We start from the raw sequence: 26,979 nt of genomic DNA on the forward strand, positions 1-26,979 counted from the left end.
GGACAAGAAATATAAGTAATCCCCTCTTTTTGTCGTCCGCAATAGCGCAAAATACCCCTTGCAATTTCAACTTCTTTTTCTAGTTCCCCCGTAATAGATACACGCATTGTATCGCCAATCCCCTCCATAAGCAACCCACCAAGTGCCATAGAACTTTTAATGGTGGAAGATTCTAAATCTCCCGCCTCTGTAACCCCCAAATGGAAAGGATATTCCACCAAAGGACGCAAAGCCCGATAAGCACTCATTGTGCGCTCCACATCACTAGCCTTTAAAGATACCTTAATATTGCTAAAGTTAAAATCCTCCAATAGCTTAATATTATACAATGCGGATTCTACCATACCCTTAGGGGTTGCACCATATTTAATTTCAAAAGGTTTTTCCAAACTTCCAGCATTAACACCGATTCGTATAGGAATCTTGCGCTCTTTGCACACCTCTACTACGGCTTTAATTTTATCCTTGGCTCCAATATTACCCGGATTAATCCGCACGCAATCCACAGATTCCGCTGCAATCAATGCAAGTTTATAACGAAAATGAATATCTGCAACCAAAGGCAACCCAATCATCGCCTTAAGTGTTTTTAATGCGTGAGCATCCTCCTCATCACTCACTGCTACGCGCACAATATCACAACCTGCAAGTTGTAAGCAATCAATTTGCTTCTTTGTTTCTTGCAAATTAGCTGTCTTGCTATAAGTCATACTTTGCACAGAAATTGGGGCATCTCCACCTACTAGAACATTGCCAACTGCAATTTGCTTCGTTGGATAACGCGGTTTTAAAGTTTGGGATTCCACTTAATTTGTCTTTAATTTTCTTGTTGATTTTCTTCGTGTTGATGCAAAGGCTGATTGTCAATACATAATAAAGAATCCGCAACGATTGTTGTTAAATATCCTTTTGGATTACCATCAAAAGGAATGCTATCTAATTCTCCTTGCAATCCAATTTCATTGGCTAGCTTTTTAATCTCTTCATCTTTACCATAACGCTCAATATAATATTGGAAAGTTTCCTTCCAACAAATATTTTCTTGTGCACCCTCTTTGCCTGGAGCATTTAGCATAAACTCTGAAAGATAAGCAATCTTTAAAATTGCCGCAATTTTATCTCGCCAATACTCAATATAAAGATATTCTTTTAAGTTGTCCAAAGTTGCTTTCCCATTACCTTTAGCTGCAAATCCAAAGGCAATTTTTTCATAGCGTTTAAAATCATCATAAAGCTTTTTATATTCTGGCATAGAACGCAACTCAAAATAAGTTTCAGCCATTTTAAATGCATCAGCTAATTTATGCTCTTTACAAGCTTGAGCAAAATCTAGCTTGATTTGAATTGTTTTTGCTTTTTCGTCTGCAAGAGATTTAAAAGGCGACATAGAAGCTAGAAGTTTACAGATTTCCAATGCTTTTGCATAGTCATTTTGATTCTCACAAGCACTGACACGTTGCGCGATTTGGTCTCCAATCAATAATGCACTTTTATAAATTAAAGTCTCTTTTAAAAACGGAAGTCTATCGCACATTTTAAAATATTCTACAAAGTTTTTTGCTTTATATTCTTTATCCGCTTGAATAAATTTATCGCTATTTCTAAGTAGGGTCATTGCGACATCTTTTTTAGATTTAACAGTAACAAATGGACGCAATAAATCCTGCGCTTTGACAAGATTGCCTTGCGGGTCTTGGAAAAGCAATCGTTTAGAAACCTCAAAAGATTTTTCCCAGGTCTCCTCTAGCTTCGCATAAGCCACCGTTTCTTTCAAATAAGGATTCTGTTCTACGAGCTTGTAAGCTTCCATATAGTTTTTAGCTTCAATGGCATCCATAAATTTTGCCACAGCTTCTTTTTGCTGCCAATAATAATCAAACTCTTCTCGCTTACGTTGGTCTAGCATAAAAGGCTCTACAACTGCTGTTGCTTCTTCAAGCTGGTCTTTTGCTAACAAATCCACCGCTTTTGCCAACATTTCTTTCCACAAAGTTTCTAGTTTCGTGCGGTATTCTTTCAAAGTTTGCAAAAAAATATTTTTTTCTTGAATCAAACCCAATGCTTTCTTTAAATCGTTATTATTCAACAATTCTAGCATTTCATCTTGTGCCTCATTAATATCCACAATCTCAATCGTTCCATCAGAGTAACCAAGATAAAGCAGATTGTCCTCTAGTCTCATTGCTGTAATACCACTATGTTCAAGCGTAATGGAATCACTTAGTGTATTATCACTTAAATCAATAATGCGTAATTGTTTGTCTTTAGCCCCTACGATAGCAAACTCTTCACCTGGCAACTTGCGACATCGCATAAGCCATACACCTTTAAAGAGATTTTCTTTAATAAACTTTTGCTCTTGCACATCATAAACAAGAGTCTGCCCCTCTTTTGTAACACAAAATAAAAGCGTATCCCCTGCATAAAAAAATGCATCTTCAATTAGTGACTCTGTTTTAATGTCCGCAATCAATGTGTTTTTAACCACATCAAAAATCATTGCACTTTTACCAAAACAACCTGCAAATAATAGCCTCCCATCTTCACTAAATGCAATAGCTGAAATATAGTCTGGTAAAGGTGGGGTGCTTAAAGCCAACTGATAATTATCCGCAGAATATAACAATACGCGTCCATCTTCACCACCTGTGGCTAAATAATCATCTTCGTGTGAAAAGGAGATTTTAGAAATTGCAAGCTTTTGCCAAGTAAGTTGCGCAATTGGTGCAATCTCTGGGATAGTAGTAACCACCACACCTTTGGTTGCCTTGACAAAACCCATAGCAATTTTAGAAGTAGTATGAGAGATAGCAACTGCCTTACTAAAATGATGCAGAGGTTCAACCTCTTTAGAGATCTGCAGTGTTTTATCAATTATTTTGTTTTCTTTTGAAAAAGTAGAAATATTATAAAAATTATCTATACAGATAATAGAATCTTTATCAGTTGAGATTCCAAGCACACTACCTACTAATTTTAAACTGCTTTTTACAGGAAACATTCTAGCTCCTCATTGACAATTGCTGTCAAATCTAAATCATAATTTATTATTTTACCTCAAACTCTTTAAATTTATGTTTTAAATTTGCAATTATTCGTGAGACTTTAGCAAAATGTGTAAATGCGAAAATTTACAAAGTGCAACATAATTCCCCATTTGTATAAAAAGTAAAAAGAATCTTGACTAAAATTAGCAAAATTTGCGTAATTGTTTGTTATACTCAAACGATAAATTCTACATTAAAGGAATCTTTATGAAAATCACTTATACTCTCACGGATGAGTCTCCTGCTTTAGCCACTTATTCTTTTCTGCCTATTGTCCAAGCATTTTTAGGCAAAGTTGGCATTCAAGTAGAAACTTCTGATATTTCTCTCTCTGCACGCATTTTAGCACAATTTCCAGAAAGGCTTAAAGAATCCCAAAGAATCAAAGACGAGCTTGCGATTCTAGGTGAAATTGTCAATCAACCCGATGCAAATCTAATTAAAACGCCCAATATTTCCGCTTCTATTCCACAATTAAAAGCTACAATTAAAGAACTACAAGGCAAAGGTTTTAATGTACCAGACTTCCCAGATGAACCCAAAGACGAAGCACAAAAAGCCATTAAAGAGAAATACCAAAAAGTATTAGGCTCCGCGGTCAATCCGGTGCTAAGACAAGGAAATTCTGACCGCCGTTGCACAAAAGCCGTTAAAGAATATGCCAAAAAGAATCCTTACCGTGTGGTAGAATTTCACAAAGATTCCAAAACACGCGTTTCTTATATGCAAAAGGGGGATTTCTTTGATAACGAAAAAGCGATTTTGATTCCAAATTCTACAAAAGCTAGAATTGAATTTGTTGGTTCAAAAGGCACTGAAATCCTAAAGGACAATTTAAAACTAGACAAAAATGAGATTTTAGACGCAACTTTTATGAGTGCAAAAACCCTAGATGAATTTTATACAAAAGAGATTGAAGTCTGCAAAAAAGAAAATATCCTGCTTTCACTTCATTTAAAAGCTACAATGATGAAAGTTAGCGACCCTGTGATTTTTGGACACGCGGTTAAAATCTATTTTAAAGAACTTTTTGATGGATTCAGCGAAGAACTAGCACGACTTGGTGTCAATGCCAATAATGGTGTCAATGAATTATTAACAAAAATAGAAAATAGTTCTAAAAAACAAGAAATTTTAGCAAAATACAAAGAGATTCTTGACAAAAGTGCGCCACTCTCTATGGTAAATTCCGACAAAGGAATCACAAATTTACATATTCCGAGTGATGTGATTGTAGATGCTTCAATGCCTGCGATGCTTAAAAATGGTGCAAGACTATGGGATAAAGACGGCAAAGAATGCGATACAAATGCACTGATTCCAGATAAAACTTATGCAACAATTTATGAAGCGGTAGTAGAGGATTTGCGCGCAAATGGCACACTCAATCCTAGCACATTAGGCAGTGTATCCAATGTTGGCTTAATGGCAAAAAAAGCCCAAGAATACGGCTCTCACGATAAAACATTTATTGCCAAAGAAAATGGAATCTTTAGAATAACAGATGAAAAAGGTGCTGTTTTACTAGAGCATAAAGTAGAAAAAGGTGATATTTATCGCGCAAATCAAGCGAAATTTGAAGCGGTGCAAAATTGGATTGATTTGGGGATTGAGCGAGCAGATTTGACCGGCAATAAGGCGATTTTCTGGTTAGATTCTAAACGTGCAAGCAATAAAATTATGATTGATTTAGTGCAAGCACGATTGAAAGAAAAAGGTAAAGACATTGCGATTCTACCTCCAAAAGAAGCGTGTTTGGAATCGCTAAAACTAATCCGCAATGGAAAAGATGTGATTTCTATTAGTGGAAATGTTCTAAGGGATTATCTCACAGACTTATTCCCGATTTTAGAGCTTGGCACAAGTGCTAAAATGCTTTCCGTCGTACCGATGCTTAATGGTGGATCTATGTTTGAAACCGGTGCGGGTGGAAGTGCGCCTAAACAAGTTGAACAGCTCGTGGAGGAAAACCATTTGCGCTGGGATAGTTTGGGAGAATTTTTAGCACTTCAAGCAAGTTTGGAATTTTATGCACAAAAAATAGGCAACAAACAAGCACAAGTCTTAGCAAATAGCCTTGATAATGCGATTGGCAAATGGCTAAACAACAACAAAGCCCCTTCTCGCAAAGTGGGCGAAGACGATAACCGCACAAGCCATTTTTATCTTGCGCTTTATTGGGCGCAAGCCTTAGCGCAAGATAGTAGTGATTCTACATTACAAGGATTTTTTAAAGAAATTGCAGAAGAATTAAGTGCCAATGCAAACAAAATCCACCAAGAATATTTAAGCGCACAAGGTGTGAAAGTAGATTTAGGAGGATATTACAAGTTTGATGATGCAAAATGCAATGCCATTATGCGCCCAAGCGCAACCTTTAATACGATTTTAGCTAAAATTAAATAAAAGTAAAGGGGGATTGGCACTTTTGTGCCTCACCAATCCCAAGCTATTGCAAGAATCCACGCCTTATACACGAAAACACAATGAAGAAAACTCATAATTAGGGAGGAGGTTTTATCCCTGCTTCTAAGGATGGGAATAGTGGATTCACAAATTCAGCAAAATCACTGCGAAAATCACCATAGCCATACCAATATAACCGATGATTCCCAAGCGCTCTTTAAAAAAGACATAACCCCCTACACTTGTGCCAACAATCCCCACTGCACCCCAAGTAGAATATGCCACACTTAAAGGCATCTCTTCAAGTGCCAAAATCAACACACTAAAAGCTGCCCACACCATAAGGATACAACCTATTGTATAACCCTTATGTGTAAAGGCATTGGATTTCTTTAAAAATAAATTTGCAATCACATCCAAAATCGCTGAAATAACGACATATCCTAATGCTAAACTCATTAGATTCCTTTTGCCTGTGGATTCTTTGTAGAATCCGATTCTACTTCGCGTTTTAATTCGGCATAGTTAATTAATGCGATTCCGCTAACAGATAAGAGAATGCCAACTTTTTGAGTCCATAACAATTCCTCACCAAAGTAAAACACGCTAATACAAACTACACAAACTGCTCCTAGCACTTCCCATATTGCATACGCCACCCCCACAGAAATACGATGAAGCGAAAGAGCCATAAAATAATAAGAAAGCACAAGCAACACATACATATACACAAGCCCCCACATTTCTCCTGCACTTGCTTTCATTAAATTAACAGCAAATACTTCTGTTAAAATAGCAAAAATTAATAGGATATAAGCTTTCTTTAGGCTCATTGCTTATTCTTCGTCTTGTAAAAAATCATCAAATAAAAATTGATGTTCTTGTGGCAGTGATTCAAAAAGCGCAAAAGCAAGATTACGAATCTCCCAAAGCGCACTTTTTGAACTTCTTAAAAATAAAAAATTTTGCAAACTTCTTGCATTAACACTCCAAGTTAATTCTGTCTTGTAAGATTCTGGCATAGCAAATTTAACCAAATCATTGCTAATATTTTCTTGCAATAATAAGCGCAGATTCTCTAATGCCTGCACACTTGCTCTATCCACCAATTCATTATCCGTGAAAACTAAAAACTCTTTAGCGCGGAATAAATTTTGAGTATTTAAAGGCAAAAAAGATTCTGTATTTTTTAATTCTTTGAGCGTATAACGTGTGCTTTTGACGCTTAAAGAGGAGATTCTATGTCGTGCCAATTCTTGTAAAGTCGCACGCGAAATGCCTTGAATATAAAAGGTGTAATATAAATGTTCTAAAGTGGAAGCGTGTTTGAATTTATTTCCTACGCGTAAAATTAGTTCTTTATCCCTTTCTCCTCCATTATCACCTTTTTCAAAGCTCTGCCAACAAGTGCGAATTGCGTGAGCGCAAGTTTTTAATTCTGTATAATTTAAAAGTGTAATTTGCATTGATTATTCCTTAATTTGAAGCTTCAATCTCTGCGCGTGGGTAATCGCAATGGCAATCGCATCTGTAATATCTAGTGGCTTAATCTCGCCTTTAAGTCCCAAAAGTCGCTTGACCATAAAAGCAACTTGTTCCTTGTGTGCCTTACCATTTCCTGTTAAAGCCTTTTTAACTTGCAAAGGAGTATATTCTGTAAAACTTCCTAACTCTTGCAAAATCTTAAGACTCAATGCTCCACGAAATTGTGCAAGTTTAATCACGCTTTTTGGATTATACGCATAAAACATATCTTCAATAGCAACAGAATCAATTTGATAATTTTTAAATACTAAATCAATACCTTCTACAAATTCTAAAATTTGATGTTGTAAGATTCTTTCTTTGATTTTGATTAATCCTGCTTCTACTAAAAAAATTGTATTTTTTTCTAATTGGATAATTGCATAACCGCAATTTCTACTTCCCGGGTCAATGCCTAAAATATTCACTTATTACCTTAAAATATTTTAATAAATGGAAATAATATAAAATTTTTAGTAATTCTTAGATAAAATCAGCTGAAGTTTCACATATTATTCACATATTATTCACACCTGTGAATAACTTTAAAGGTAAAATTTGAATCAGATTTTGTTACAGCTCAAAAATGAAATTACAACTTTTGAATTTGACAATTATATTAGCCAAATCACCTATAACGAAAAATATTCTCGTGAAGATAGGATTGTATTAAATGCCCCAAATATCTTAATCGCAAGCTGGATAAAAACCAAATATGCAGATAAAATCGCACATCTATTTGAAGTAAATAATGGTTTAAAACCTGAAGTAATTGTTGAAGTAGTAAATTCCAGTAAAAAAAAAGAAAACAAAATCAGTGTCCGCAAACAAAGTGGCGCAACAAATCTTAACCCTTCTTTTACCTTTGATTCTTTTGTTGTGGGCAATTCTAATACTTTTGCTTTTAATGTCGCTAAAGCAGTGGCACAAAATCAAAGTATTAAATACAATCCTCTTGTTATCTATGGTAATACAGGCTTAGGTAAAACACATTTATTAAATGCAATTGGCAATGCTAATATCCTTGTAGGCAAAAATGTAATTTATACCACAAGCGAACAATTCTTAAATGATTTTTTATTGCATATTCGCAACAATACAATGGAAAGATTCCGTGAAAAATATCGTGCTTGTGATTATTTATTAATTGATGATATTCAATTTTTAAGTGGTAAAGAGCAAATTCAAGAAGAATTTTTTCATACTTTTAATGAACTTAAAGACAACAATAAGCAAATTGTGCTAACCTCTGACCGCTTACCGAAAGATTTAAAGGGTTTAGAGGAACGTTTAAAAACACGTTTTACTTCTGGACTTTTAGCAGATATTCAACCTCCAGAACTAGAAACAAAAATCAACATTATTCGTGCAAAATGTAAATTAGATAGAATCCATCTAAATGATACAATTATTCACTTTATTGCAGCAAACATTAATGATAATATCCGCGAAATTGAGGGTGTTTTAGTTAAACTTAATTTTTCGATGAATGTTACAAATATCCAAGAAATTGGACTTGATTTTGTTAAAGATATTTTAAAAGAATATATTAAAGAATCCAAAGAAAATGTAAGTATGGATAAAATTATTGACACTGTAGCTAAGTATTATAATCTTAAACCCTCTGATATTAAAAGTAAAAACCGCTCCAAAAATATCGTAATTGCACGTAAAATCGTTATTTATCTAGCTAGAGCTCTTACACCAAACTCTATGCCTTATCTTGCAAATTTCTTTGGAATGAAAGACCATAGCACTGTAAGCAAAGCAATGAAAAGTATTCAAGATGAAATCAATGAGAATTCAAATTTTAAAACTATTATTGAAGAAATAAAAAATAAAATAAAATAAAATAAAAACTTTTAACCGCAATAAAAACAAAGTTTTGCTAAAATAGTGAATTAATGTGAAATATAAATCATCCGTATCATTCACACACAAAACCTAAATTTAGAAGTCTGTAGCACTTATTCAACAATTCAAGTTCTCTACTAATACTTCTAAATCTTAATATAAAAGGACTCTTATGAACATTACTATTCCAAATAATGTTTTAGACAATATCTTTACCTCTTTACAACCATTCCTAGATAAAAAAGACTCTAGTCAAATTACCTCTCACATTTATCTTGAAACAAAAAATAATCAACTTATCTGTAAAGCAACAGATTTCGAAATGGGACTTTGTGCCATTAGTGATTCTCTAATGATTCTCGAAAATGGAATTGCAACAGTTAATGGCAAACAAGCCCTAGATATCATTAAACGACTAAAAGAAGGTGATGTTAATCTTTACACTCATAATGAAAATCTCCACATCCAACAAAACAAAAGTTCTTTTAAACTTCCTATGTTTAACGCTCAAGAATTTCCAACCTTTCCAGAATACGAAAACTTATCAAAATTGGAAATTAATTCTCTTCAAGTTATCAATTCTATGAAGAAAATTTTTCCTGTGATTGACAATAATAATCAAAAACGTGAATTAAATGGAGCTCTTTTAGATATTAAAGAATACTCTTATAACTTTATCGCGACAGATACAAAACGTCTTGCAATGGTAAAGTTTGATAATGCTTCAGGTAATAATTTAGCACTTATATTTCCTAAAAAAGCTATTACAGAAATTCAACGTTTATTTTTTGACAATATTGAACTTTTTTACAATGATAAAGATATTATTATAAAATCTCAAAATTATATTTTCTTTTCTCATCTTATTAATGGAAAATTTCCAGATTATGAAAAAATCTTACCTAAAGAAATTATCACAGAAATCAATATCCCAAAAACTAAAATTATTGAAGGAATTAAAGTAATTAATTCTGTTACTAATGATGTTAAAATAACTTTTAAAGCTAATGAAATTTTATTTGAATCTTTAAGTCAAGATAATTCAGAAGCAAAAACACAAATTGAAATAAATCTTCCTCTTGAAGAAGAAATTGAAATAGGTATCAATTCTCGTCATGTATTAGACTTTTTAATGCAAATTGACACTGCAGATTTTACTTGGGGACTTAATGGTAAAAATGCACCTTTCATATTAAAAAGTGAAAATTTCTCAACAGTCGTTATGCCAATTATCATTTAATTTTTAACAAATAAATATTTACTTAGGAAGAAAATGGAAGATTTAGAATACACAGGACAAAGTATTAAAGTATTAAAAGGTTTAGAAGCAGTTAGAAAACGTCCGGGAATGTATATTGGAGATACTAATATTAATGGTTTGCATCATTTAATTTATGAAGTAGTAGATAATTGCATTGATGAAGCAATGGCAGGATTTTGCACAGAAATTGAAGTGATTTTAACCAAAGAGGGAGGGGCAAAGATTTCTGATAATGGGCGTGGAATCCCAATAGATATTCATCCAACAGAAAATATTCCTGCTGCAACTGTGGCTTTAACTGTGCTTCACGCGGGTGGTAAGTTTGACCAAAAAACCTATTCTGGTGGTTTGCACGGTGTGGGTGTTTCTGTTGTAAATGCACTTTCAAAATCTCTTCAAATGACAATTTATAAGCATAATCAAATTTATCGCCAAGATTTTGCACAAGGGATTCCACAAAATGACTTAGAAGTAATTGGAGAAACAAAGCTTAGTGGAACAACAATCGAATTTATCCCTGATGATAGTATTTTTGAAATTGTAACTTTCGATAGAGAGACTTTAAAAAAACGATTCAAAGAGCTTGCTTATTTGAATCACCAAATCACTATTCACTTTAAAGACGAAAATGATAATTTCGATGAAAATTATCATTTTGAAGGTGGTTTATCTCAATTTATCACGGATATTAACAAAAAATCATTCATTTCTCCTATTATTGGATTTGAAGGAAAAGATGATAATGTGGAAGTAGAAATTGCTTTAGCCTATAATGAGAGCTTTGATGAAAAAATGTTGAGTTTTGTTAATAATATTCATACAAATGATGGTGGAACACACGAAGCAGGGTTTCGTATGGGCTTGACGCGTGCCATTACAAATTATATTGAAGAAAATGCTAATGCACGAGAGAAAGATTCTAAAATCACAGGTGATGATATTCGTGAGGGATTAATTGCAATTGTTTCGGTTAAAGTGATTGACCCGCAATTTGTAGGGCAAACCAAAAGTAAATTGGGAAGTTCCTTTGTGCGTCCAATTGTGCAAAAACTTAGTTTTGAAAAGATTTCAAAATTCTTTGAAGAAAATCCAAATGAAGCCAAAGTAATTATGCAAAAAGCACTTTTGGCTGCGAGAGGTAGGGAAGCAGCAAAAAAAGCAAGAGAACTCACACGTAAAAAGGAATCTTTTAGTGTTGGCACATTACCTGGTAAATTAGCAGACTGCCAAAGTAAAGACCCAAGTAATAGTGAGATTTATTTGGTGGAAGGAGATTCTGCAGGTGGTTCAGCAAAACAAGGACGTGATAGAGTTTATCAAGCGATTTTGCCTTTACGTGGGAAAATTTTAAATGTAGAAAAAAGTCGTTTAGATAAGATTCTAAAAAGTGAAGAAATTAAAAACCTCATTACTGCTCTAGGTTGTGGAATCGGAGAAGAATTTGATATAGAAAAAGCACGTTATAATAAAATTATTATTATGACAGATGCAGATGTTGATGGAAGTCATATTCAAACCCTTTTAATGACTTTCTTTTTTCGTTATTTAAAAGGTATTATTGAAGCAGGTTATTTATATATTGCGCAACCACCACTTTATCGATTTAAAAAAGGCAAAAAAGAAATTTATCTTAAAGATGAAAAAGCTTTAAGTGAATATTTAATTGAAAATGGAATTGAGAATTTTGAATTTCAAGGAATTAGCACAAAAGAAATTATTGAATTTTTTAAAATCGTGGCACATTACCGCTCTACTTTGCAGAATCTTAAAAAACGATTTGCTTTAATTGAGATTTTGCGTTATTTAATTGAAAATAGTGATTTACTTGCACTCAAAAATAAAGAATTATGTAAAACAATCAAAATAAAGATCGCAGAGCTTGGGTTTAATATCTTAAATGAAAATGTAGATGAAGAAAAAATTCATCTTTATGTCCAAACAGATTCTGGTTTAGTGGATATTAAAATTGATGAAGAGCTCTTTACACATCCGCTTTTTGAAGAAGCACATTTTGTTTTTAATAAACTAAAAGAATATAATTTAGGATTTCTTGGGGGACAAGATGCAGTTGTATTATTAGAAAAGATTGAAGAGAGTAGTAAAAAAGGTGCATATATTCAAAGATATAAAGGTTTGGGTGAAATGAATCCTGAACAATTATGGGAAACAACGATGACACCAGAAAATAGACGTTTGATTCGTGTAGAGATTCAAGATGAGACAGAAGCAAGTAAGGTATTTTCACTCTTTATGGGTGATGAGGTAGAACCAAGACGAGAGTATATCCAAGACCACGCAAAAGATGTGAAGCATTTAGATGTTTAAGGATTCTGTATGTATTTATTAGCGGGGATTTTGGATTTTTTTACAAGTTTGAATGGAATCTTTTACACGATTGCTTATATTATAGGTGGGATTCCGTTTGGGTTACTTTATGGAAAATATCTTGGGGAAGTGAATATTCGCCAAGTTGGAAGTGGAAGTATAGGTGCTACAAATGTCTTGCGTGCATTAAAAGAAACCAATCCAAAGATTGCTAAAAAAATTGCGATTCTCACAATGTTAAGTGATGCGTTAAAAGGTGTGATAATTCTATTAATAGCTAAAGGCTTTGGTATAAGTTTTGAAGCACAATGGATGATAGCATTTTTAGCAGTTGTTGGGCATTGTTTCTCACCATTTTTGAAATTAGAAGGCGGGAAAGGTGTAGCGACTTGTGTCGGTGTTGTCGCAGTTTTTTTACCTTTAGAGGCGATTTTTGGTTTGCTAGTGTGGTTTGTCGTTGGAAAATTACTTAAAATTTCCTCTTTGGCTTCGCTTTTTGGTGTGATTTGTGGGGTGGCTTCTAGCTTCATATTACACCCAGAGATTCCACATATCACGACACATACGCCTTTGGTTTTAATGATGCTTTTGATTCTTTATAAACATATTCCAAATATCATTCGTCTAATTCAAAAAAAAGAACAAAAGGTGATATGATTTTGCTTTAATTTCTCGTCATTGCGAGATTCCATGAGGGTAAAACGATTGGTTGCAGAGATTTAGCGACTTTAGAATTCTGTGAGAAATTAGGATTAAAAGCTTACTTTTCGCGTTGTCTTACGCCTACATTACCCAAATGCAGGCAAGCAAAACAAACAACAAAGGTATTTTTGGTAGGGATTCCAAAGGATTTATTAAGATTTATCCTACAAAATTTGCGTGAGGGTGCGATAAACGTCAATCAACAAAGTATTTCTAACGAGCAATCTTTGCAAGAACAAAGTTTTATCAGCGTAGCGAGGAGTTGCAAAAGCTTTTTTAACAATTTCAATCACACTATCCATACCTCCTGCAAGCGAAAAAAGCCAATATTTATGCGCATAAATGAGTTTAGCTTGTTTAATAATCTTTGCTTCTTCATTATTGGCTGGCATTACAAATATGCAAGAAATGTCTATTTCTTGATGAAAAATGTAACAAATAAATTAAGCTTTAAAGAAAGTGAATATTGTTTTTAGATTGGAATAAAATTTGCTTGTTATTTATAAACTACAGGGGAGTAAATTGTGTTGATTTTGGATTCTTTATCAAAAGCACCCTATAAAACATTGCTAAATCAAAAAAGTAAAGAACAAGAAAAGAATAGCACGACAAACTTCAAACAAAGCCCAAATTCACCCAATGTTTTAAAAGACAAAAAGGAAGTAGATCGGTTTTTACAAGCTGTACTCACCCCAAAACCCTTGATTCCTCGGATTCACACTCTTAAGCCAAAAAATCCTATGAACGTTTATGCAAGTCTTTTTGATAAAAACCTAAAGATAAAATCTACTCATCAAGGATTTAAAGATTTTTCTCCAAACGAAAAAGAAATCTTGAAAAAAATAATAAATTACAGCCATTCTTATAGGCAAATTTTAAGAGATGCTGTAAAAAGATTAAATATTGAATCTTGTAATTTAAATAGTATCTCTTTAGACAAACAAGATATAAAATTTATTAAGAAAATTGATTCTAAGCTGAAAGCCAATGCGACTATTCCCATTACATTGCAAGAAGCTAATGAATCTCAAAAATTTCTTGAATTGGAAATGGATAAGATAATACTTGAAATTTATCAAGAAAATCCTAAAATTATCCAAAAAATGATAAATAAAAATTATCAGTCTTTGACAAAAAATCCTCTAGAGATAAACGATGAATCTTTAGGGGAAGACGAAAAGATTTCTACCCTTTTTCTAGAATATGGTATCAAGATAGAATCTAGCCTTTTAAAAAACAGACTTGAAAACCTCCTAGAAACCATACCTTTAATACTTAAAGACTCTATCAACCGCAGAGAAATAGATACGCAAAGCTTAAAAACACTTGAGGATAATATCAACCTTTACAGAGAATCCAAAATGGAAGCCACAGGATACCGACTATTTGCCGCACTGACTGACAGACTTTCCACAGATCAGCAGGAGAAAATTACAGATTCCATTGCACAAGTACTTTCTTTTTATTCTCAACCCAACTCCCTAGAAGCTAAAGGCTATAAAATTTCTTGGCAACCACAATATCTAAACACAGAGGATTACAACTCTATCTATGGAATGCACACCGCCATATCAAGTGTGGCTTGTGCAGAGATTCAAATTGCCTTTCAAATGTTATTTGTTTTCCCAACACGATTTTAACTTCCAAATTATTTTTTATACTTCATTAACTTAGTTTAACCATAACTCTGAAGAATAAAGGGTTTCGTAAGAACATAGTGGAAAACGAATGATGCCTAATCTGTCGTTGCGAGGCGCACGCAACAATCCATAATTAAATAAAAATAAAACGGATTCTTACAAGATAATTCTTTTCATTGTATTGTTATTTATTTATGCAGGGTTACAGATACCACAAGACTAAAGCCTCTTGCAAGAACACAAGAAGAATCCCTTTGCTTTCCCTAGAAGATTCTTTTATCCTTTGCCAATTCCTCTAGCTCTAAATATTGCGTAATTTTTTCTTCACAAAGTGCCTTTTTATCTTCAAATTCTAGGGACTTTTCTTGTAATTCTTGTGTGCTTAAACTCCCGCTAAAGAGTAACTTTTCAAGCTCTTTAATCTCTGCTTCTAGCATTTCAATTTCCTCTGGTAAAATCTCAAGCATTCGTTGTTGATGGTAACTTAATTTTGCTCTTTTGCTTCTGATATTTTGAATTTGCAACTCTTGGGCTTTTGGCAATTTTTTAGAATTATGATTTAAATTTTGGCACTCTAGCTCTGTCCTTAAGGATTCGTATTCGCGCAATTCACTTTCAATCTCTAAATATTCACTAAAGCTCTTATGCGATTCCATAATCTCGCCATTTTCTATAAAAACATAAAGTCTCTGCGCAATTTTATCTACAAAATAGCGGTCGTGACTGACGAAGATAATCGCCCCCTCAAAGCTTTGTAAATATTCTTCTAAAATATTAATGGTAGGAATATCCAAATCATTCGTTGGCTCATCTAGTATCAAACAATCATACGATTTAGTAAAGAGCAAAGCTAAGGCGATTCGATTCTTTTCCCCACCACTTAATGCACCAATTTTTTTATCCAAAAATTCTTTGGGAAACAAAAAGTTCTTAAGATAGCCAAAAATATGCATATTCTTGCCACGCACCTCAATATGGTCTCCGCCAAAAGGGCAAAAAGTTTCTAGTAAATCCTTACTATCATCTAAGCTTTCTCTATGCTGGTCAAAATACCCAATCCTTGCTTCGCCACGTTCAATACTTCCACTTGTAGGCTTTATGCGCCCTAGAAGCAGTTTAAGCAAAGTAGATTTTCCCGCTCCATTACGTCCAACAATGGCTATTTTATCACGTTGTAGAATCCTCGCATTAAAGTCGTGAATCAAAACCTTTTTATCCATTTCCACACACAAGTTTTTGGTCTCAAAGAGCATCTTTTTGCGATTGCTTCCCTCTTCTTGATTGAAATTTTTGCGCTCTCTTTCAAGCTCTAAAGTCATTTTGCGAATAATAGAGGGATTTGTTTTTGCCATTTTGCGCATTTCCATTAATCGTTCTTTGCGCCCCTCATTGCGTTTCACTCGCGCACGCACACCACGAGCCAGCCATTCTTCTTCCGCTTTTAAGTGCTTCAATAAAACTTCGTGGCTTTTGGCAAGGCTTAAAAGTAGCGCTTCTTTTTGGTGCAAATAATCACTATATCCACCTTTAAAATTACGAATCTTTCCCTCTTCCACCTCTATAACGCGCGTTGCAATTCTATCAATAAAATAGCGGTCGTGGCTAATAAATACCAAGGTAAAATTTGTGCGCAAAAGCATAGATTCTAAAAACTCTACCATTTGCACATCTAGATGGTTGGTTGGTTCATCAAGCAGTAGAATCTCTGGCTTTGTTAAGAGCAGACAAGCAAGGGCTACGCGTTTTTGCTCCCCACCACTTAGCAGATTCACAAACTTATCTTGCAAAGATTCTAACTTAAAAGTCTCTAATGTTTGCTGGACTTTTGCCTCTAAATCCCACGCGTTATGATGGTCAATGAAGCTGGATAATTCTGCATATTCTCGCAAAAGAACCTTATCATCAGGCGTTGCTTGGAGTAATTTTGCCACTTCAAAATAACGCATTTTAGCAAAATTTAAGGATTGCAATGCTTCTAAGATCGCTTCTTTGGTTATTTGTCCCTCTTTAAAGCTAGGTTTTTGAATCAAATGCGAAATCTCCAAATCTCCCTCAATGATACGTGTTCCTTCGTCTGGCTCTAAATCCCCACTTAGAATCTTTAATAATGTGGATTTTCCCGCTCCATTACGTCCAACAATGGCTACACGCTCTCCCTCTTGTAGATGAAAAGAAATTTTTTTTAAAATTATTTTGTAATCGTATTGCTTAGAAATGTTTTGTAAAGAAAGATTAGCCATTTTTATAATTTCCTTTACTATGCGCACTCTTTGGTGTTTGTGCAAGTTTATAAAACCATAACACCACACAAAATCCACAGATAAGTAAAGACAAAAGCTGTCCGAGTGTGAGCCAATTAAATGCGATAAATCCAAGCTGCGAATCTGGTTCTCTAAAAAATTCTGCGACAAAACGCATAAAAGAATATCCTATACCATATAAGATTCCAATTTCTCCTATAAAATGCTTTCTTTTACGCCAAAAATAGAGAAAGATAAAAACTAAAATACCCTCTAAAAATGCTTCATAAAGCTGGCTTGGGTGTCGCAAAACCCCCTCTACATAGATTCCAATTCCATTGATTGTTTCCCGACCTATTAATTCTTGGTTTAAAAAGTTTCCAATGCGTCCAAACACATAACCTAATGGAATACTAAGCCCTGCTAAATCCATAAAAAGCCAAAAATTTACCTGTTTTATCCTCGCAAACCACAAAGAAGCAGCCAAAAACCCAATTACCGCCCCGTGATAACTCATTCCACGAATACCTACAAAGTTGCCTTGTCTGTCAAAAGGATTGAAAATCTCCCAAGGGTGGCTTAAATAATATGTCGTGTAGGGGTCATAAAATAAAATATAACCAAGCCTTGCTCCCAAAATCACGCCAATCTCAACCCAAATAAAATAACTATCCAAAAGAGTGCTAGAAATAGGATAATGATCCAATCGCATAAAAATTTTAGCAACCAAAAGTGCAATAAGTAAAGCCAACACATACATTAATCCATACCAATGTACAGGGATTCCAAATACAAAAAAAGCAATGGGGTCAAAATGACTATAAATGTTGTTCCATATCGTCATAAACTACCTCAAAAAATTGATGCAATCCTAAACGGATAAAAGTATCATATAAGCGCGAATTTGCAATAGAAAAGTGAAACTTAAAGCCATTTTTCCGTGCTAACTTCAGCCAATAACCAAGAATATAATAATTTACTTCTCTTGCTTGTGGAATCTCAAAACGAACTTCTACATTTGGCTCATTTTTTCGTTTCTCAAGAAGTGCTTTTATATCGTGATAATCACTGATTTCTTTAATTTTGCCGCGTAGAATAAAAGTATTATCATCTATCTTTATGATTTTCAAATTCTTGCCTTTATAAATAAATAAGATTGTAGCAAAAAGCAACTAAATTAAAGTTTGCAATTTCTTTTGCTCATTTTTACAAGGACGAAGCAATATGACATTTAGGATTGCTTCACTTCATTCGTAATGACAGATTGGACATCATTCGTTTTCCAACGTCATTACGAAGCCATTAACGCAGAATTGCAAGCTGATAACAGGAGATTCTTACAAATGCAAGACATTGCTGTAAGCTATAAATTTGTGTTAAAATCTGCGATAAACTTTATTCATAACAAAGGCAACCAATGGTTTCACAAAGTATAGAATCCACACGACTTAAATCACTAGATCTTTCGTGCATTTGGCATCCTTGCACACAAATGCACGACCACCAAGAAAATATCCCACTCATTCCTATTAAACGAGCGCAAGGAGTTTATCTCTATGACTTTGAAGAAAATGCTTATTTGGATTGTATCTCTAGCTGGTGGGTTAATCTTTTTGGACATTGCAACCCTTACATTAATACAAAGCTCAAAGAGCAGCTAGATAGCCTAGAACACATTATCTTTGCAGGCTTCACACACCAGCCTATTGTTGAACTATCACACCGACTTTTGAACCTTTTGGATTCTAAATTTGGCAAGTGTTTTTATGCAGATAATGGTTCAAGTGCGATAGAAGTTGCGCTTAAAATGGCATTTCACTCTTGTGTGATTCAAGGTAAAAAGAAAAATAAATTTTTATGTTTAGAAAACGCTTATCACGGGGAAACTATTGGTGCATTAAGTGTGGGAGATATAGGGATTTATACGCAAGTTTATCAGCCACTTTTGTTAGAAACTTTGAAAATCAAAGCACCCGTAGGAGAGAATTTTAAAGAATCTTTAGAATCCCTTAAATCTCTATTGCATAGACATAAAAATGAAATTGTTGCATTTGTGCTAGAGCCCTTAATACAATGTGCAGGAAATATGAATATGTATAGTGCCAAATTCGTGCAAGAGGCAGTGAATCTATGTCAAGAATCGGGTATTTATGTGATTTTTGATGAAATTGCAGTGGGATTTGGGCGCACAGGAAGCTTGTTTGCTTATCAACAATGCAGAGTTGCGCCAGACTTTTTATGCCTTAGCAAAGGAATCACAGGAGGATATTTGCCCCTCTCTGTCGTAATAACTAGTGATGAAGTCTATCAGCTGTTTTATGCACCCTATGAGGAGCATAAAGCTTTTTTACATTCGCATTCTTATACAGGAAATGCCCTTGCTTGCACGTGTGCAAATGCCGTTTTAGATATTTTTCAACAAGACAATGTGCTAGAAAATAATGCGATTCTCTCACGCTTTATTTGGGAGAAATTGCAAGATTTACGCGCCTTTAATTTTGTGCGCAATCTTCGGTATTGTGGTATGGTTTTTGCTTTTGATTTAGCTGGGTTTGAGGGGAAGCGCAAGGGACTTGAAGTCTTTAACAAGGGCTTGAAGTATGGATTGCTCTTGCGCCCACTTGGCAACACGATTTATCTAATGCCCCCCTATGTTTTGACACAAGAGCAAGCGGGCTACATTGTAGAATCCCTTACCACTATTTTAAGCACTTTGTAATACTTCGCCCTTAGAGGAGTAAGCGGACAAAACTCACACAAGTTTAGGGGTGCTTGTAAGTTTTGATTGTGGAATTAAGGTTTGCTGGATTATGGATTACTTGCCTCGCTTTCCTCCCGACTAATGATGAGAATAATTTTTCAAGAAAAGCGTTAAAATATCTTGCAATTCTATGATTTGGAATGCTTTTTTGCAAAACTAAGCAGATAAACGACAAACACTCTCACACAGAAAGAGGGATAAAAAGTTGTGGGAGATTCGTCAAATGTGTGCTTAGATTTTCTACATCGCAAAGAGAAAACAATAAAAAGCGCTTGATACTCTCTTTTCTTAAAGGAAGAATTTGCAAGGTATTGCGTTGTGTATTTAACCAAAGAATCGGGTTTTTTGTATTGGATTGCTCTAATTCTATCTTTTTATCAAAAACCTTTGCGATATGTTTATAATAATCTAATGCCTGCTCGTGGTCTTCTTCATTTGGATTAAAATCATAAAGCAAAATCTTCAATCCGACCTGTGTTGAAAAATCAAAAACAACAGAGGAGATTTTCTCTGCTTCTTCAAGCTTTTCAGGTAATATTACTACGCTATGGGTTAAGTTTTCTAACATTTCTTTACCAAACTTTAAAAGAGGAATCCCTAAATCTAGCAAATAACCCTTATAACTTTCAAACAAATAACTCTCTAGCAAAACCAAGCCAATATTTTTGTTTGCCTTATCACGATTCAATATTGTTTTTAAGGAAGTCTCATAAAATTCAATATGCCACGAAATATTTTCACAATTTAAACGCATATCATTATTGATGTTTTCAATTACATTCATTGTAGTGGGGTTAAAAAAGCATAAATGCAAACGTTTATTTTTAAAGTGTGAAAACAACCATAATGCTTGATTAATACACATTGTAAGACTCTTAGAATGCAATAAATCAAAATACATCACTACATCACGTCCAAAAGGTGTCGGAAATTGTCCAAACTCCTCTTTGATTCTATGGTAAATTTCTCTTAATGTATCAGGCTCCCCGATGAGCAATAAAGAATCATTAGGCAGAATCGTTGTGGAATATTTGGGCAAAATCAGCTCTTCATTACGATAAATCGCAACAATTTTCCATTTTTTCTGCTTAATTACACCCACGCTACGATACGCATAAGGGCTTCCAAAAGGAACGCTAATCTGCATAATCTCGCCTTGTCCTAAACCAATATATTTTGCAGTGCGTGGAACATTAGGGAACTTCTCAAAAAGCTTCCCGCTTAACACGAGAGATTCATTAATCATCAAAAGCTGTTTATCACTGCTTTGCAAAGGAATCTCTCCTAATATAGTAATCTGCAAAGTTTTACTATAAGTGCGCAAAGTATGGTAGATAATCTCACGCTCTTCGTATTTATCTGTGATAATATAACAATCCGCAATTTGAGCGGTTAAAATCTCTCGCAATTTACTAGGTGAGCTTGGGTCAAACTGATAACATTCATTATCCTGGGGAAGATTTTGCGGCAAGAGATTCTTATCTAGTGAGACGAAAATATAAGTATTTTTATCTAAATGCTTCGCGACTAATAGGCTTAGGAATTCTTTTGCTACAATTCCATCTAAAATCAAAAGCACTTTTCGCATAGCTTCCCCTAAATAAAGATTCGCGAAAATGTAGCAAAAAAAGGCTAAAAATGGAATTTAATCTACAAAAGACGGATGGGAGTGCTCGTTTGGGGGTTTTAAAACTCTCACATGGCGAAGTGCCAACACCAATCTTTATGCCCGTTGGCACACAAGCAAGCGTAAAGGCGCTAGACTTCAATGATCTTTTAATGCTTAATGCTCCTATTGTTTTAGCCAATACCTATCATTTGTATTTGCGTCCCAATGATGAAGTGATTAAAAAACTTGGCGGATTGCATCAATTTAGTAAATTCCCGTGCAATTTTTTAACTGATAGCGGGGGATTCCAAGCCTTTAGCCTAAATTCCAATGTGAAATTAAGCGAAGATGGGATTGTCTTTAAAAGCCATATTGACGGCTCAAAACACTTCTTCTCGCCTCAAAAGGTTTTAGATATTCAATACAATTTAAATAGCGATATTATGATGATTTTAGATGATTTAGTAGGATTGCCTGCAAGTAGAGAGCGGATTCTAGAATCCATCAATCGCACGACACGATGGGCTAAAAGTGCCATTGACTACCACAACTACAAAAAGCAAAGTGTGCAGGAATTCGGGGGAGCGCTAAATAATCATATCTTTGCGATTGTGCAAGGTGGAACAGATAAGGAACTACGTCAAGCAAGTGCGAGAGATTTAACGAATCTTGGTGAGTTTGATGGCTATGCCATTGGTGGATTAGCTGTTGGTGAACCCAATGAGCAAATGTATGAAACACTAGATTTTACTACGCCTCTTTTACCGACAAATAAGCCTCGCTATCTAATGGGTGTAGGCACTCCACGTGATATCATAGAAGGAATCGCTAGGGGAGTAGATATGTTTGATTGTGTAATGCCAACAAGAAATGCAAGAAATGGCACAATCTTTACACATTCTGGTAAGCTCGCTATTAAATCTCCACGTTTCAAGTTAGACACTAAGCCACTAGATTCCGAATGCTCCTGCTACACTTGCATTAATCACTCCCGTGCTTATTTACATCATTTATTCCGCGCGGGGGAAATCAGCTATTTTCGTCTTGCAAGTATTCACAATCTAGCATTTTACTTGGATTTAGTGCGGGAGGCTAGGGAGGCGATTTTAAAAGGAGAGTTTGCAAAGTTTTATCAAAATTTTATAACGAAGGAAACAGCCCCACATCAAAGCAAAGATTAAAATAAAAATAAACTTTACATTATAAAAGTAAGTTTAAAGTGCAAAATATTATAATACTGAAATTTTTAGGGATTCTAACCAAAACATAAAGGACGGAAGTGCTAGAGTGGAATGAAGAATTTAGCATTAAAAACCAACATTTAGACGAACAGCATAAAGCTTTTTTACAATTGCTTGTTGAGACCAAAACTTTTGTAAAAAGCTCTTCCCCTAACAAAGCACAGGAACTAGAATCACGAATGAATGCCGCAATTGAAAGTGCCAAAGAACATTTTACCGATGAAGAAAAGTATATGCAACACATCGGTTATCCTTTCTTAAATGCTCACAAAACGCGTCATCGGGAGCTAATCTCTAATCTCTCTATGCTGCTAATGGACCTAGAAGATGTGGAGCATAGTGCAAAAGAATTTTATGAATGTTTGCATAATTGGCTCATTGTCCATATTCTAGGAGAGGATAAACAAATAGAATCTTATCGTAATCGTTTGCACGATGTAAAAGAGATTCCTTATAGTCTAGAACAAAAAACAAGAATCCTAGCCGAAACAGAAGATATAGCACACGGACAATGGCACAAGTATATTTGTTTATGCCATTTAAAAGAGTTTAAAGTCTGTGATGCTTTGCACAAAATTATGCAAGAAGAAAGCACATTTGTCCGTTGCAAAGTCTGCAAGCAACCTATTGTTTATCGTGATTCTAGTTTAGATGATGAGGATAACTTTGAAACACTTGCCAAAAAATATTTTAAACAATTTTAGGAAATAAAACGCAATGACATTTACACCAAAGGGATACAAAGTTTTCAATGATGTAAAAAATTTGCGGAATCTCTTGTTGCAAGAGCGTAAAAATTTTGGCGAAGACATTGACTTTTATTTGTTAGACTTTCGCACCTTTTATAGTAAAAAAGGCGAAAACAAATATAAACAGGTAAATGATTTAACTTTATTCAACAAAAATTCCAACTTCACTGCAAATATTGATATTAAACAACTCTATAAAATAGAAATTTGTAAAAAAAGTGAAAAACCAGTAAGAACTTTTGGAATCAAACTCATTGCAAATGAAAATACCACTTTACACGCAGTCTTATTATGCAACAATCAAATTAAACACCACGAGGGATTGAAGCTTGAAATCTATCAAGATCTTTATAAAACAATGATTCTGCAAGATTATCTTGTCGGGGTCCGCGAATATGGTAAGCTTACCGCACAAATTGACGCATTCATTAATGATTTAATCCGAGGAAAAATTTCACCCAAAACAATTCTAAGTATCGGCACAGGTGTAGCAAGCATAGAAGGAAAAGATGGTGCAATAAAGATTTATCAAAATTTACAAGCAGAAATTCTTGGCACAAGCACTCAATCTCCTGATGCATTTACACCAAAAATCTGTATGCAAGCCGTGCATAAAGGAGATGAGCTTTTTGAATATATTAAGCCTGTTGCAGGGCATATAGGCAGAAATCTCAAAGGCGAGTTTCTATCTATCAAACCCATTAAACCTAATGCCGTAAGCGTAGATACGAGTATCCGCGCACGTGAAGATGTGGATAGAATCAAATTCCAAGCAGGCAAGGATGGATTTTTTAAAGAAATCAAACCCCTCTGTTTTATCATTAGTGATGAGCTAAACACAAAACAATCTGCTTCCAACCCGGAAGAAACACCAACAGAAAATACGTCCGATACGCCTATACAAGCTAAAGCGCTTAATATTGATGGACAAACCCATAGCAAATCCAAAATCCAAACGGACACAGCTTTCATCGGCTCTCATCGTGGTGCAATTAAGGCACACACCGTAGTCATTGATGTGTTAGAAAAAGGAAGCGTGGAAGCCAAAGTTGCCTACATCAATAGCACACTTGGAGGCACAATTATGGCAGATTATATTTATATCAAAGAAGTGCGTTCTTATAATGAAATTTATCCTAGATTTAGCCTAGTAGTAGATAATGTTTTAGGAGAACACAACACTTTTGAGCTCAATCCTGCCAAATTTTCCTTTATGCGCCGAGACCGATTAGATTATGTAATGCTCTCTGATCAAATCAAAATCCGTTTGAGACATTTAAGAAAACAAATGGACGAGATTTACGCCTACTTGCTCGCCTCTCAAGGCAAAGTGCATAAAATCCAAAAAGACCAAGAAGAAAAACCAGATGAAAAATTACCAAAAAATCTTCAAAGCATTGTAGAACAATATGAAAAAGCACTTGGATATTATAAAGACCATTTAGTAGAATATAGAGAAATCGTTAATCTCTACTATACTAATGAAATACGATTAAAAAGCATTGATGAAGGTGCGCTAAATGCAAAAATGATTATTCGCGGAAATCCTCCTGCCGCAGAAACAATGATTAAATTCAAAGCCTATACAGGCAATCGTGAAGAAACGCTCAAAACGATTCTTAGTCAAGAAGCACCCGCACATTTGTTTGAAGTCATTAAAGACGGAGATTTTTTCCGACTAAGAAGCAACAAGGATTTTGATTTATCTTTACTAAGCTGGATTGATGAAATGCGACCACAAAAACAATAATTTTGCGCCCAAAATAAGGATAATTTAAGTCCAAAACAATTATATTAAGTCATAAATTTATTAAAGTATTTATGATGAATCGAATATTAAAAGTTTCTTTAATTCAAATGCACACTATCCCTCAAGATTTAGAGAGAAATATAAATCTTGCCTTAAAAATGGCAAAAAAGAGTGTGAAAAATGGTGCGAAACTTATCGTTTTACCAGAGCTTTTTGATAGCGGTTATTGCGTGGAAAAAGAAAGTGAAAAATACGCAAGTGATTTTACAAATCTAAAATCTTCAAAAACACTGCAATCCCTCTTAATCTTTTGCCAAAAATATAAAGTCTATATCATAGGTTGCGTAATTGAAAAAGATTCTAAAAAAAATGCCTTTTATGACACGGCTTTTATACTAGGAGAAAATGGCTTGGTAGGCAAATATAGAAAAATCTATCTATGGGGCGATGAGCCTAAGCGCTTCGCAGGGGGAAGTGAATATCCTGTTTTCACACTCAAATTTAAAACATTTCAAGTCAAAGTGGGCTTACAAATCTGCTATGAAATAGGCTTTAGCGAGGGAGCTAGAATCTTAAGCTTAAAAGGTGCAGAGATTTTGGTTTTCCCCTCTGCTTTTGGCAAAGCAAGAACTTATGCTTGGAATCTCGCAAGTAGGGCTAGAGCATTAGAAAATGGAACATTTGTCTTAGCGGTCAATCAAAGCAAAAGTCAGTCAAACCAATTTACTCATCAAAAACTGAAATTTGCAGCAAATTCACAGATTATTAATCCAAGAGGAGAGGTGCTAGCAAAAGCAAAAAAAGACAATGAGGCTTTAATCTGCGTGCTTAATTTGCAAGAATGCAAGGAGCAAAGAAATGCGCTTCCTTATCTCAAAGACTTAAATATTTCCTTGCAAACAAAAGCTTTGCAAAGCCTAAAAAGGAGCTTTGAATCTGAATAAAAGGAGTAAATGTGGCAAAAGAAATTTTAGTCGGTTATGGCGTAGATATTGACGCAGTCGCAGGTTGGCTTGGAAGCTATGGTGGCGAAGATTCCCCTGATGATATTTCAAGAGGATTGTTTGCCGGAGAAGTTGGAATCCCACGACTTTTGAATCTTTTTAAAAAATATAATTTAAATACGACTTGGTTTGCACCAGGACATTCTATTGAGACTTTCCCAGAGCAAATGAAAATGATTGTTGATGCGGGACACGAGATTGGAGCGCACGGATATTCACACGAAAATCCCATAGCGATGACCCCAAAACAAGAAGAAGATGTTTTGCTTAAAAGCATTGAACTCATTAAAGATTTAACAGGCAAAAAGCCCACAGGCTATGTCGCTCCTTGGTGGGAGTTCTCTAATGTAACAAATGAGCTTTTATTAAAACACGGAATCAAATATGACCATTCTTTAATGCACAATGATTTTACACCTTATTATGTTCGTGTAGGCGATAAATGGACAAAAATTGATTATAGTGCAGAGGCAAAAGATTGGATGAAGCCTCTTGTGAGAGGAGAGGAAACAGATTTGGTAGAGATTCCAGCAAATTGGTATCTTGATGATTTGCCCCCGATGATGTTTATCAAAAAATCCCCCAATAGCTTTGGCTTTGTCTCTCCGCGTGATATTGGGCAAATGTGGATTGACCAATTTGATTGGGTTTATGCAAATATGGATTATGCAGTATTTCCGATGACAATCCACCCAGATGTCAGCGGACGCCCACAGGTGCTTTTAATGCACGAAAGGATTATTGAGCATATTAATAAACACGAGGGCGTGCGATGGGTAAATCTCAACACAATGGCAGATGATTTTTTAAAACGAAGTCCTAGAAAATAAAATAGGAAATAAAGCAGAAATGCAATAGCATAAGTT

At 34.7% G+C, this 26,979-nt stretch carries 23 protein-coding genes and 1 pseudogene; 13 read left to right on the plus strand and 11 right to left on the minus strand.

The genetic code is table 11. The features are described 5' to 3' along the window. Together ispG and Q0Y61_RS04255 are read right to left on the minus strand one after the other, a co-directional pair. Positions 1 to 806: flavodoxin-dependent (E)-4-hydroxy-3-methylbut-2-enyl-diphosphate synthase (gene ispG / locus Q0Y61_RS04250; protein ID WP_297811893.1), on the minus strand; the 806-nt coding region annotated here is incomplete at its 3' end. Between the two features lie 11 nt (positions 807 to 817). Further along, a complete protein-coding gene (locus Q0Y61_RS04255) occupies positions 818 to 3,001 on the minus strand; it encodes a WD40 repeat domain-containing protein (protein WP_297811896.1) in 2,184 nt (727 codons plus the stop codon). Between the two features lie 253 nt (positions 3,002 to 3,254). On the opposite strand from Q0Y61_RS04255, the gene Q0Y61_RS04260 reads away from it, so the two are divergent. Beyond that, a complete protein-coding gene (locus Q0Y61_RS04260; RefSeq protein ID WP_297811898.1) occupies positions 3,255 to 5,453 on the plus strand; it encodes an NADP-dependent isocitrate dehydrogenase in 2,199 nt (732 codons plus the stop codon). Between the two features lie 144 nt (positions 5,454 to 5,597). Here the strand turns inward: Q0Y61_RS04260 and Q0Y61_RS04265 are convergent, their stop codons facing one another. The 4 genes from Q0Y61_RS04265 to ruvC are packed head-to-tail and all read right to left on the minus strand — an operon-like array spanning position 5,598 to position 7,405. Beyond that, the gene (locus Q0Y61_RS04265; protein ID WP_297811901.1) at positions 5,598 to 5,912 is read right to left on the minus strand and encodes a multidrug efflux SMR transporter; all 315 of its coding nucleotides are present in this window, start codon (positions 5,910 to 5,912) and stop codon (positions 5,598 to 5,600) included. Continuing rightward, positions 5,912 to 6,286 carry a multidrug efflux SMR transporter gene (locus Q0Y61_RS04270; protein ID WP_297811904.1) on the minus strand — a complete coding sequence of 125 codons (375 nt, stop codon included), beginning with the start codon at positions 6,284 to 6,286 and terminating at the stop codon, positions 5,912 to 5,914. Before Q0Y61_RS04270 ends, Q0Y61_RS04265 begins: the two co-directional genes overlap by 1 nt. Positions 6,287 to 6,289: 3 nt before the next feature. Next, positions 6,290 to 6,919 (minus strand): FAD-dependent thymidylate synthase, encoded by a 630-nt coding sequence (gene thyX, locus Q0Y61_RS04275; protein WP_297811907.1) that lies wholly within the window; start codon positions 6,917 to 6,919, stop codon positions 6,290 to 6,292. A gap of 3 nt (positions 6,920 to 6,922) precedes the next feature. Then, the gene (gene ruvC / locus Q0Y61_RS04280; RefSeq protein ID WP_297811910.1) at positions 6,923 to 7,405 is read right to left on the minus strand and encodes a crossover junction endodeoxyribonuclease RuvC; all 483 of its coding nucleotides are present in this window, start codon (positions 7,403 to 7,405) and stop codon (positions 6,923 to 6,925) included. A 130-nt stretch (positions 7,406 to 7,535) separates the two neighbouring features. Between ruvC and dnaA the strand changes: the two genes are divergently transcribed. The 4 genes from dnaA to plsY all read left to right on the plus strand — a co-directional run bounded on the left by dnaA (position 7,536) and on the right by plsY (position 13,074). After that, on the plus strand, positions 7,536 to 8,828 hold the full coding sequence (gene dnaA / locus Q0Y61_RS04285; protein ID WP_297811913.1) for a chromosomal replication initiator protein DnaA: 1,293 nt from the start codon (positions 7,536 to 7,538) through the stop codon (positions 8,826 to 8,828). 175 nt (positions 8,829 to 9,003) lie between these two features. Then, positions 9,004 to 10,071 (plus strand): DNA polymerase III subunit beta, encoded by a 1,068-nt coding sequence (gene dnaN, locus Q0Y61_RS04290; protein ID WP_297811916.1) that lies wholly within the window; start codon positions 9,004 to 9,006, stop codon positions 10,069 to 10,071. Positions 10,072 to 10,104: 33 nt separating this feature from the next. Continuing rightward, positions 10,105 to 12,417, plus strand: coding sequence for a DNA topoisomerase (ATP-hydrolyzing) subunit B (gene gyrB / locus Q0Y61_RS04295; protein ID WP_297811919.1), 2,313 nt, complete (start codon positions 10,105 to 10,107; stop codon positions 12,415 to 12,417). A gap of 9 nt (positions 12,418 to 12,426) precedes the next feature. Next, positions 12,427 to 13,074 (plus strand): glycerol-3-phosphate 1-O-acyltransferase PlsY, encoded by a 648-nt coding sequence (plsY, locus tag Q0Y61_RS04300; RefSeq protein WP_297811922.1) that lies wholly within the window; start codon positions 12,427 to 12,429, stop codon positions 13,072 to 13,074. 314 nt (positions 13,075 to 13,388) lie between these two features. Here plsY and Q0Y61_RS04305 read toward each other — a convergent pair. Next, positions 13,389 to 13,553 (minus strand): annotated as a pseudogene (locus tag Q0Y61_RS04305) (DUF115 domain-containing protein); the annotation flags it as partial. A gap of 90 nt (positions 13,554 to 13,643) precedes the next feature. Between Q0Y61_RS04305 and Q0Y61_RS04310 the strand changes: the two are divergent. Then, positions 13,644 to 14,759, plus strand: coding sequence for a hypothetical protein (locus Q0Y61_RS04310; protein WP_297811925.1), 1,116 nt, complete (start codon positions 13,644 to 13,646; stop codon positions 14,757 to 14,759). A 263-nt stretch (positions 14,760 to 15,022) separates the two neighbouring features. Here the strand turns inward: Q0Y61_RS04310 and abc-f are convergent, their stop codons facing one another. Genes abc-f through Q0Y61_RS04325 form a run of 3 tightly spaced genes read right to left on the minus strand, consistent with a single transcriptional unit; the run spans position 15,023 to position 18,129 of the window. Then, complete coding sequence (gene abc-f / locus Q0Y61_RS04315) at positions 15,023 to 16,999, minus strand: ribosomal protection-like ABC-F family protein (RefSeq protein ID WP_297811929.1); 1,977 nt, start codon at positions 16,997 to 16,999, stop codon at positions 15,023 to 15,025. Continuing rightward, entirely contained in the window at positions 16,992 to 17,843 is an 852-nt protein-coding gene (gene lgt / locus Q0Y61_RS04320) for a prolipoprotein diacylglyceryl transferase (RefSeq protein ID WP_297811932.1), read from the minus strand. Before lgt ends, abc-f begins: the two co-directional genes overlap by 8 nt. After that, on the minus strand, positions 17,818 to 18,129 hold the full coding sequence (locus Q0Y61_RS04325) for a hypothetical protein (protein ID WP_297811934.1): 312 nt from the start codon (positions 18,127 to 18,129) through the stop codon (positions 17,818 to 17,820). The genes lgt and Q0Y61_RS04325 overlap by 26 nt, the downstream gene beginning before the upstream one ends. A gap of 126 nt (positions 18,130 to 18,255) precedes the next feature. Here Q0Y61_RS04325 and Q0Y61_RS04330 point away from each other — a divergent pair, with 126 nt between their 5' ends. Then, positions 18,256 to 18,435 (plus strand): hypothetical protein, encoded by a 180-nt coding sequence (locus tag Q0Y61_RS04330; protein ID WP_297811937.1) that lies wholly within the window; start codon positions 18,256 to 18,258, stop codon positions 18,433 to 18,435. Further along, positions 18,432 to 19,718: an adenosylmethionine--8-amino-7-oxononanoate transaminase gene (locus Q0Y61_RS04335; RefSeq protein ID WP_297812083.1), complete on the plus strand. Its 1,287-nt coding sequence runs from the start codon at positions 18,432 to 18,434 to the stop codon at positions 19,716 to 19,718. Before Q0Y61_RS04330 ends, Q0Y61_RS04335 begins: the two co-directional genes overlap by 4 nt. A 223-nt stretch (positions 19,719 to 19,941) precedes the next feature. On the opposite strand, the gene Q0Y61_RS04340 is transcribed toward Q0Y61_RS04335, so the two are convergent. Then, positions 19,942 to 21,348 carry a TrkA C-terminal domain-containing protein gene (locus Q0Y61_RS04340; protein WP_297811941.1) on the minus strand — a complete coding sequence of 469 codons (1,407 nt, stop codon included), beginning with the start codon at positions 21,346 to 21,348 and terminating at the stop codon, positions 19,942 to 19,944. A gap of 50 nt (positions 21,349 to 21,398) precedes the next feature. Here Q0Y61_RS04340 and tgt point away from each other — a divergent pair, with 50 nt between their 5' ends. The 5 genes from tgt (at position 21,399) to Q0Y61_RS04365 (ending at position 26,943) form a co-directional block, all read left to right on the plus strand. Further along, positions 21,399 to 22,550, plus strand: a complete 1,152-nt coding sequence (gene tgt, locus Q0Y61_RS04345) for a tRNA guanosine(34) transglycosylase Tgt (protein ID WP_297811945.1) — start codon at positions 21,399 to 21,401, stop codon at positions 22,548 to 22,550. 98 nt (positions 22,551 to 22,648) lie between these two features. Beyond that, positions 22,649 to 23,314 (plus strand): hemerythrin domain-containing protein, encoded by a 666-nt coding sequence (locus Q0Y61_RS04350; protein ID WP_297811949.1) that lies wholly within the window; start codon positions 22,649 to 22,651, stop codon positions 23,312 to 23,314. A gap of 13 nt (positions 23,315 to 23,327) precedes the next feature. After that, positions 23,328 to 25,109: a flagellar assembly protein A gene (locus Q0Y61_RS04355; RefSeq protein ID WP_297811952.1), complete on the plus strand. Its 1,782-nt coding sequence runs from the start codon at positions 23,328 to 23,330 to the stop codon at positions 25,107 to 25,109. Positions 25,110 to 25,183: 74 nt separating this feature from the next. Next, positions 25,184 to 26,053: a carbon-nitrogen hydrolase family protein gene (locus tag Q0Y61_RS04360; RefSeq protein ID WP_297812086.1), complete on the plus strand. Its 870-nt coding sequence runs from the start codon at positions 25,184 to 25,186 to the stop codon at positions 26,051 to 26,053. Between the two features lie 11 nt (positions 26,054 to 26,064). Further along, positions 26,065 to 26,943 (plus strand): polysaccharide deacetylase, encoded by an 879-nt coding sequence (locus tag Q0Y61_RS04365; RefSeq protein ID WP_297811955.1) that lies wholly within the window; start codon positions 26,065 to 26,067, stop codon positions 26,941 to 26,943. Positions 26,944 to 26,979: the final 36 nt, after the last annotated feature.

The sequence above is a fragment of the uncultured Helicobacter sp. genome (assembly GCF_947367035.1).
Taxonomy (GTDB): Bacteria; Campylobacterota; Campylobacteria; order Campylobacterales; family Helicobacteraceae; genus Helicobacter_D.

Excerpts from the sequence above, each read along its gene's own strand:
- thyX (WP_297811907.1), bottom strand. The coding sequence starts at position 6,919 with ATGCAAATTACACTTTTAAATTATACAGAATTAAAAACTTGCGCTCAC.
- dnaN (WP_297811916.1), top strand. The coding sequence starts at position 9,004 with ATGAACATTACTATTCCAAATAATGTTTTAGACAATATCTTTACCTCT.
- Q0Y61_RS04260 (WP_297811898.1), top strand. The coding sequence starts at position 3,255 with ATGAAAATCACTTATACTCTCACGGATGAGTCTCCTGCTTTAGCCACT.
- plsY (WP_297811922.1), top strand. The coding sequence starts at position 12,427 with ATGTATTTATTAGCGGGGATTTTGGATTTTTTTACAAGTTTGAATGGA.
- Q0Y61_RS04270 (WP_297811904.1), bottom strand. The coding sequence starts at position 6,286 with ATGAGCCTAAAGAAAGCTTATATCCTATTAATTTTTGCTATTTTAACA.
- lgt (WP_297811932.1), bottom strand. The coding sequence starts at position 17,843 with ATGACGATATGGAACAACATTTATAGTCATTTTGACCCCATTGCTTTT.
- Q0Y61_RS04330 (WP_297811937.1), top strand. The coding sequence starts at position 18,256 with ATGACAGATTGGACATCATTCGTTTTCCAACGTCATTACGAAGCCATT.
- Q0Y61_RS04265 (WP_297811901.1), bottom strand. The coding sequence starts at position 5,912 with ATGAGTTTAGCATTAGGATATGTCGTTATTTCAGCGATTTTGGATGTG.
- Q0Y61_RS04340 (WP_297811941.1), bottom strand. The coding sequence starts at position 21,348 with ATGCGAAAAGTGCTTTTGATTTTAGATGGAATTGTAGCAAAAGAATTC.
- abc-f (WP_297811929.1), bottom strand. The coding sequence starts at position 16,999 with ATGGCTAATCTTTCTTTACAAAACATTTCTAAGCAATACGATTACAAA.
- gyrB (WP_297811919.1), top strand. The coding sequence starts at position 10,105 with ATGGAAGATTTAGAATACACAGGACAAAGTATTAAAGTATTAAAAGGT.
- Q0Y61_RS04355 (WP_297811952.1), top strand. The coding sequence starts at position 23,328 with ATGACATTTACACCAAAGGGATACAAAGTTTTCAATGATGTAAAAAAT.
- Q0Y61_RS04360 (WP_297812086.1), top strand. The coding sequence starts at position 25,184 with ATGAATCGAATATTAAAAGTTTCTTTAATTCAAATGCACACTATCCCT.
- Q0Y61_RS04255 (WP_297811896.1), bottom strand. The coding sequence starts at position 3,001 with ATGTTTCCTGTAAAAAGCAGTTTAAAATTAGTAGGTAGTGTGCTTGGA.
- tgt (WP_297811945.1), top strand. The coding sequence starts at position 21,399 with ATGGAATTTAATCTACAAAAGACGGATGGGAGTGCTCGTTTGGGGGTT.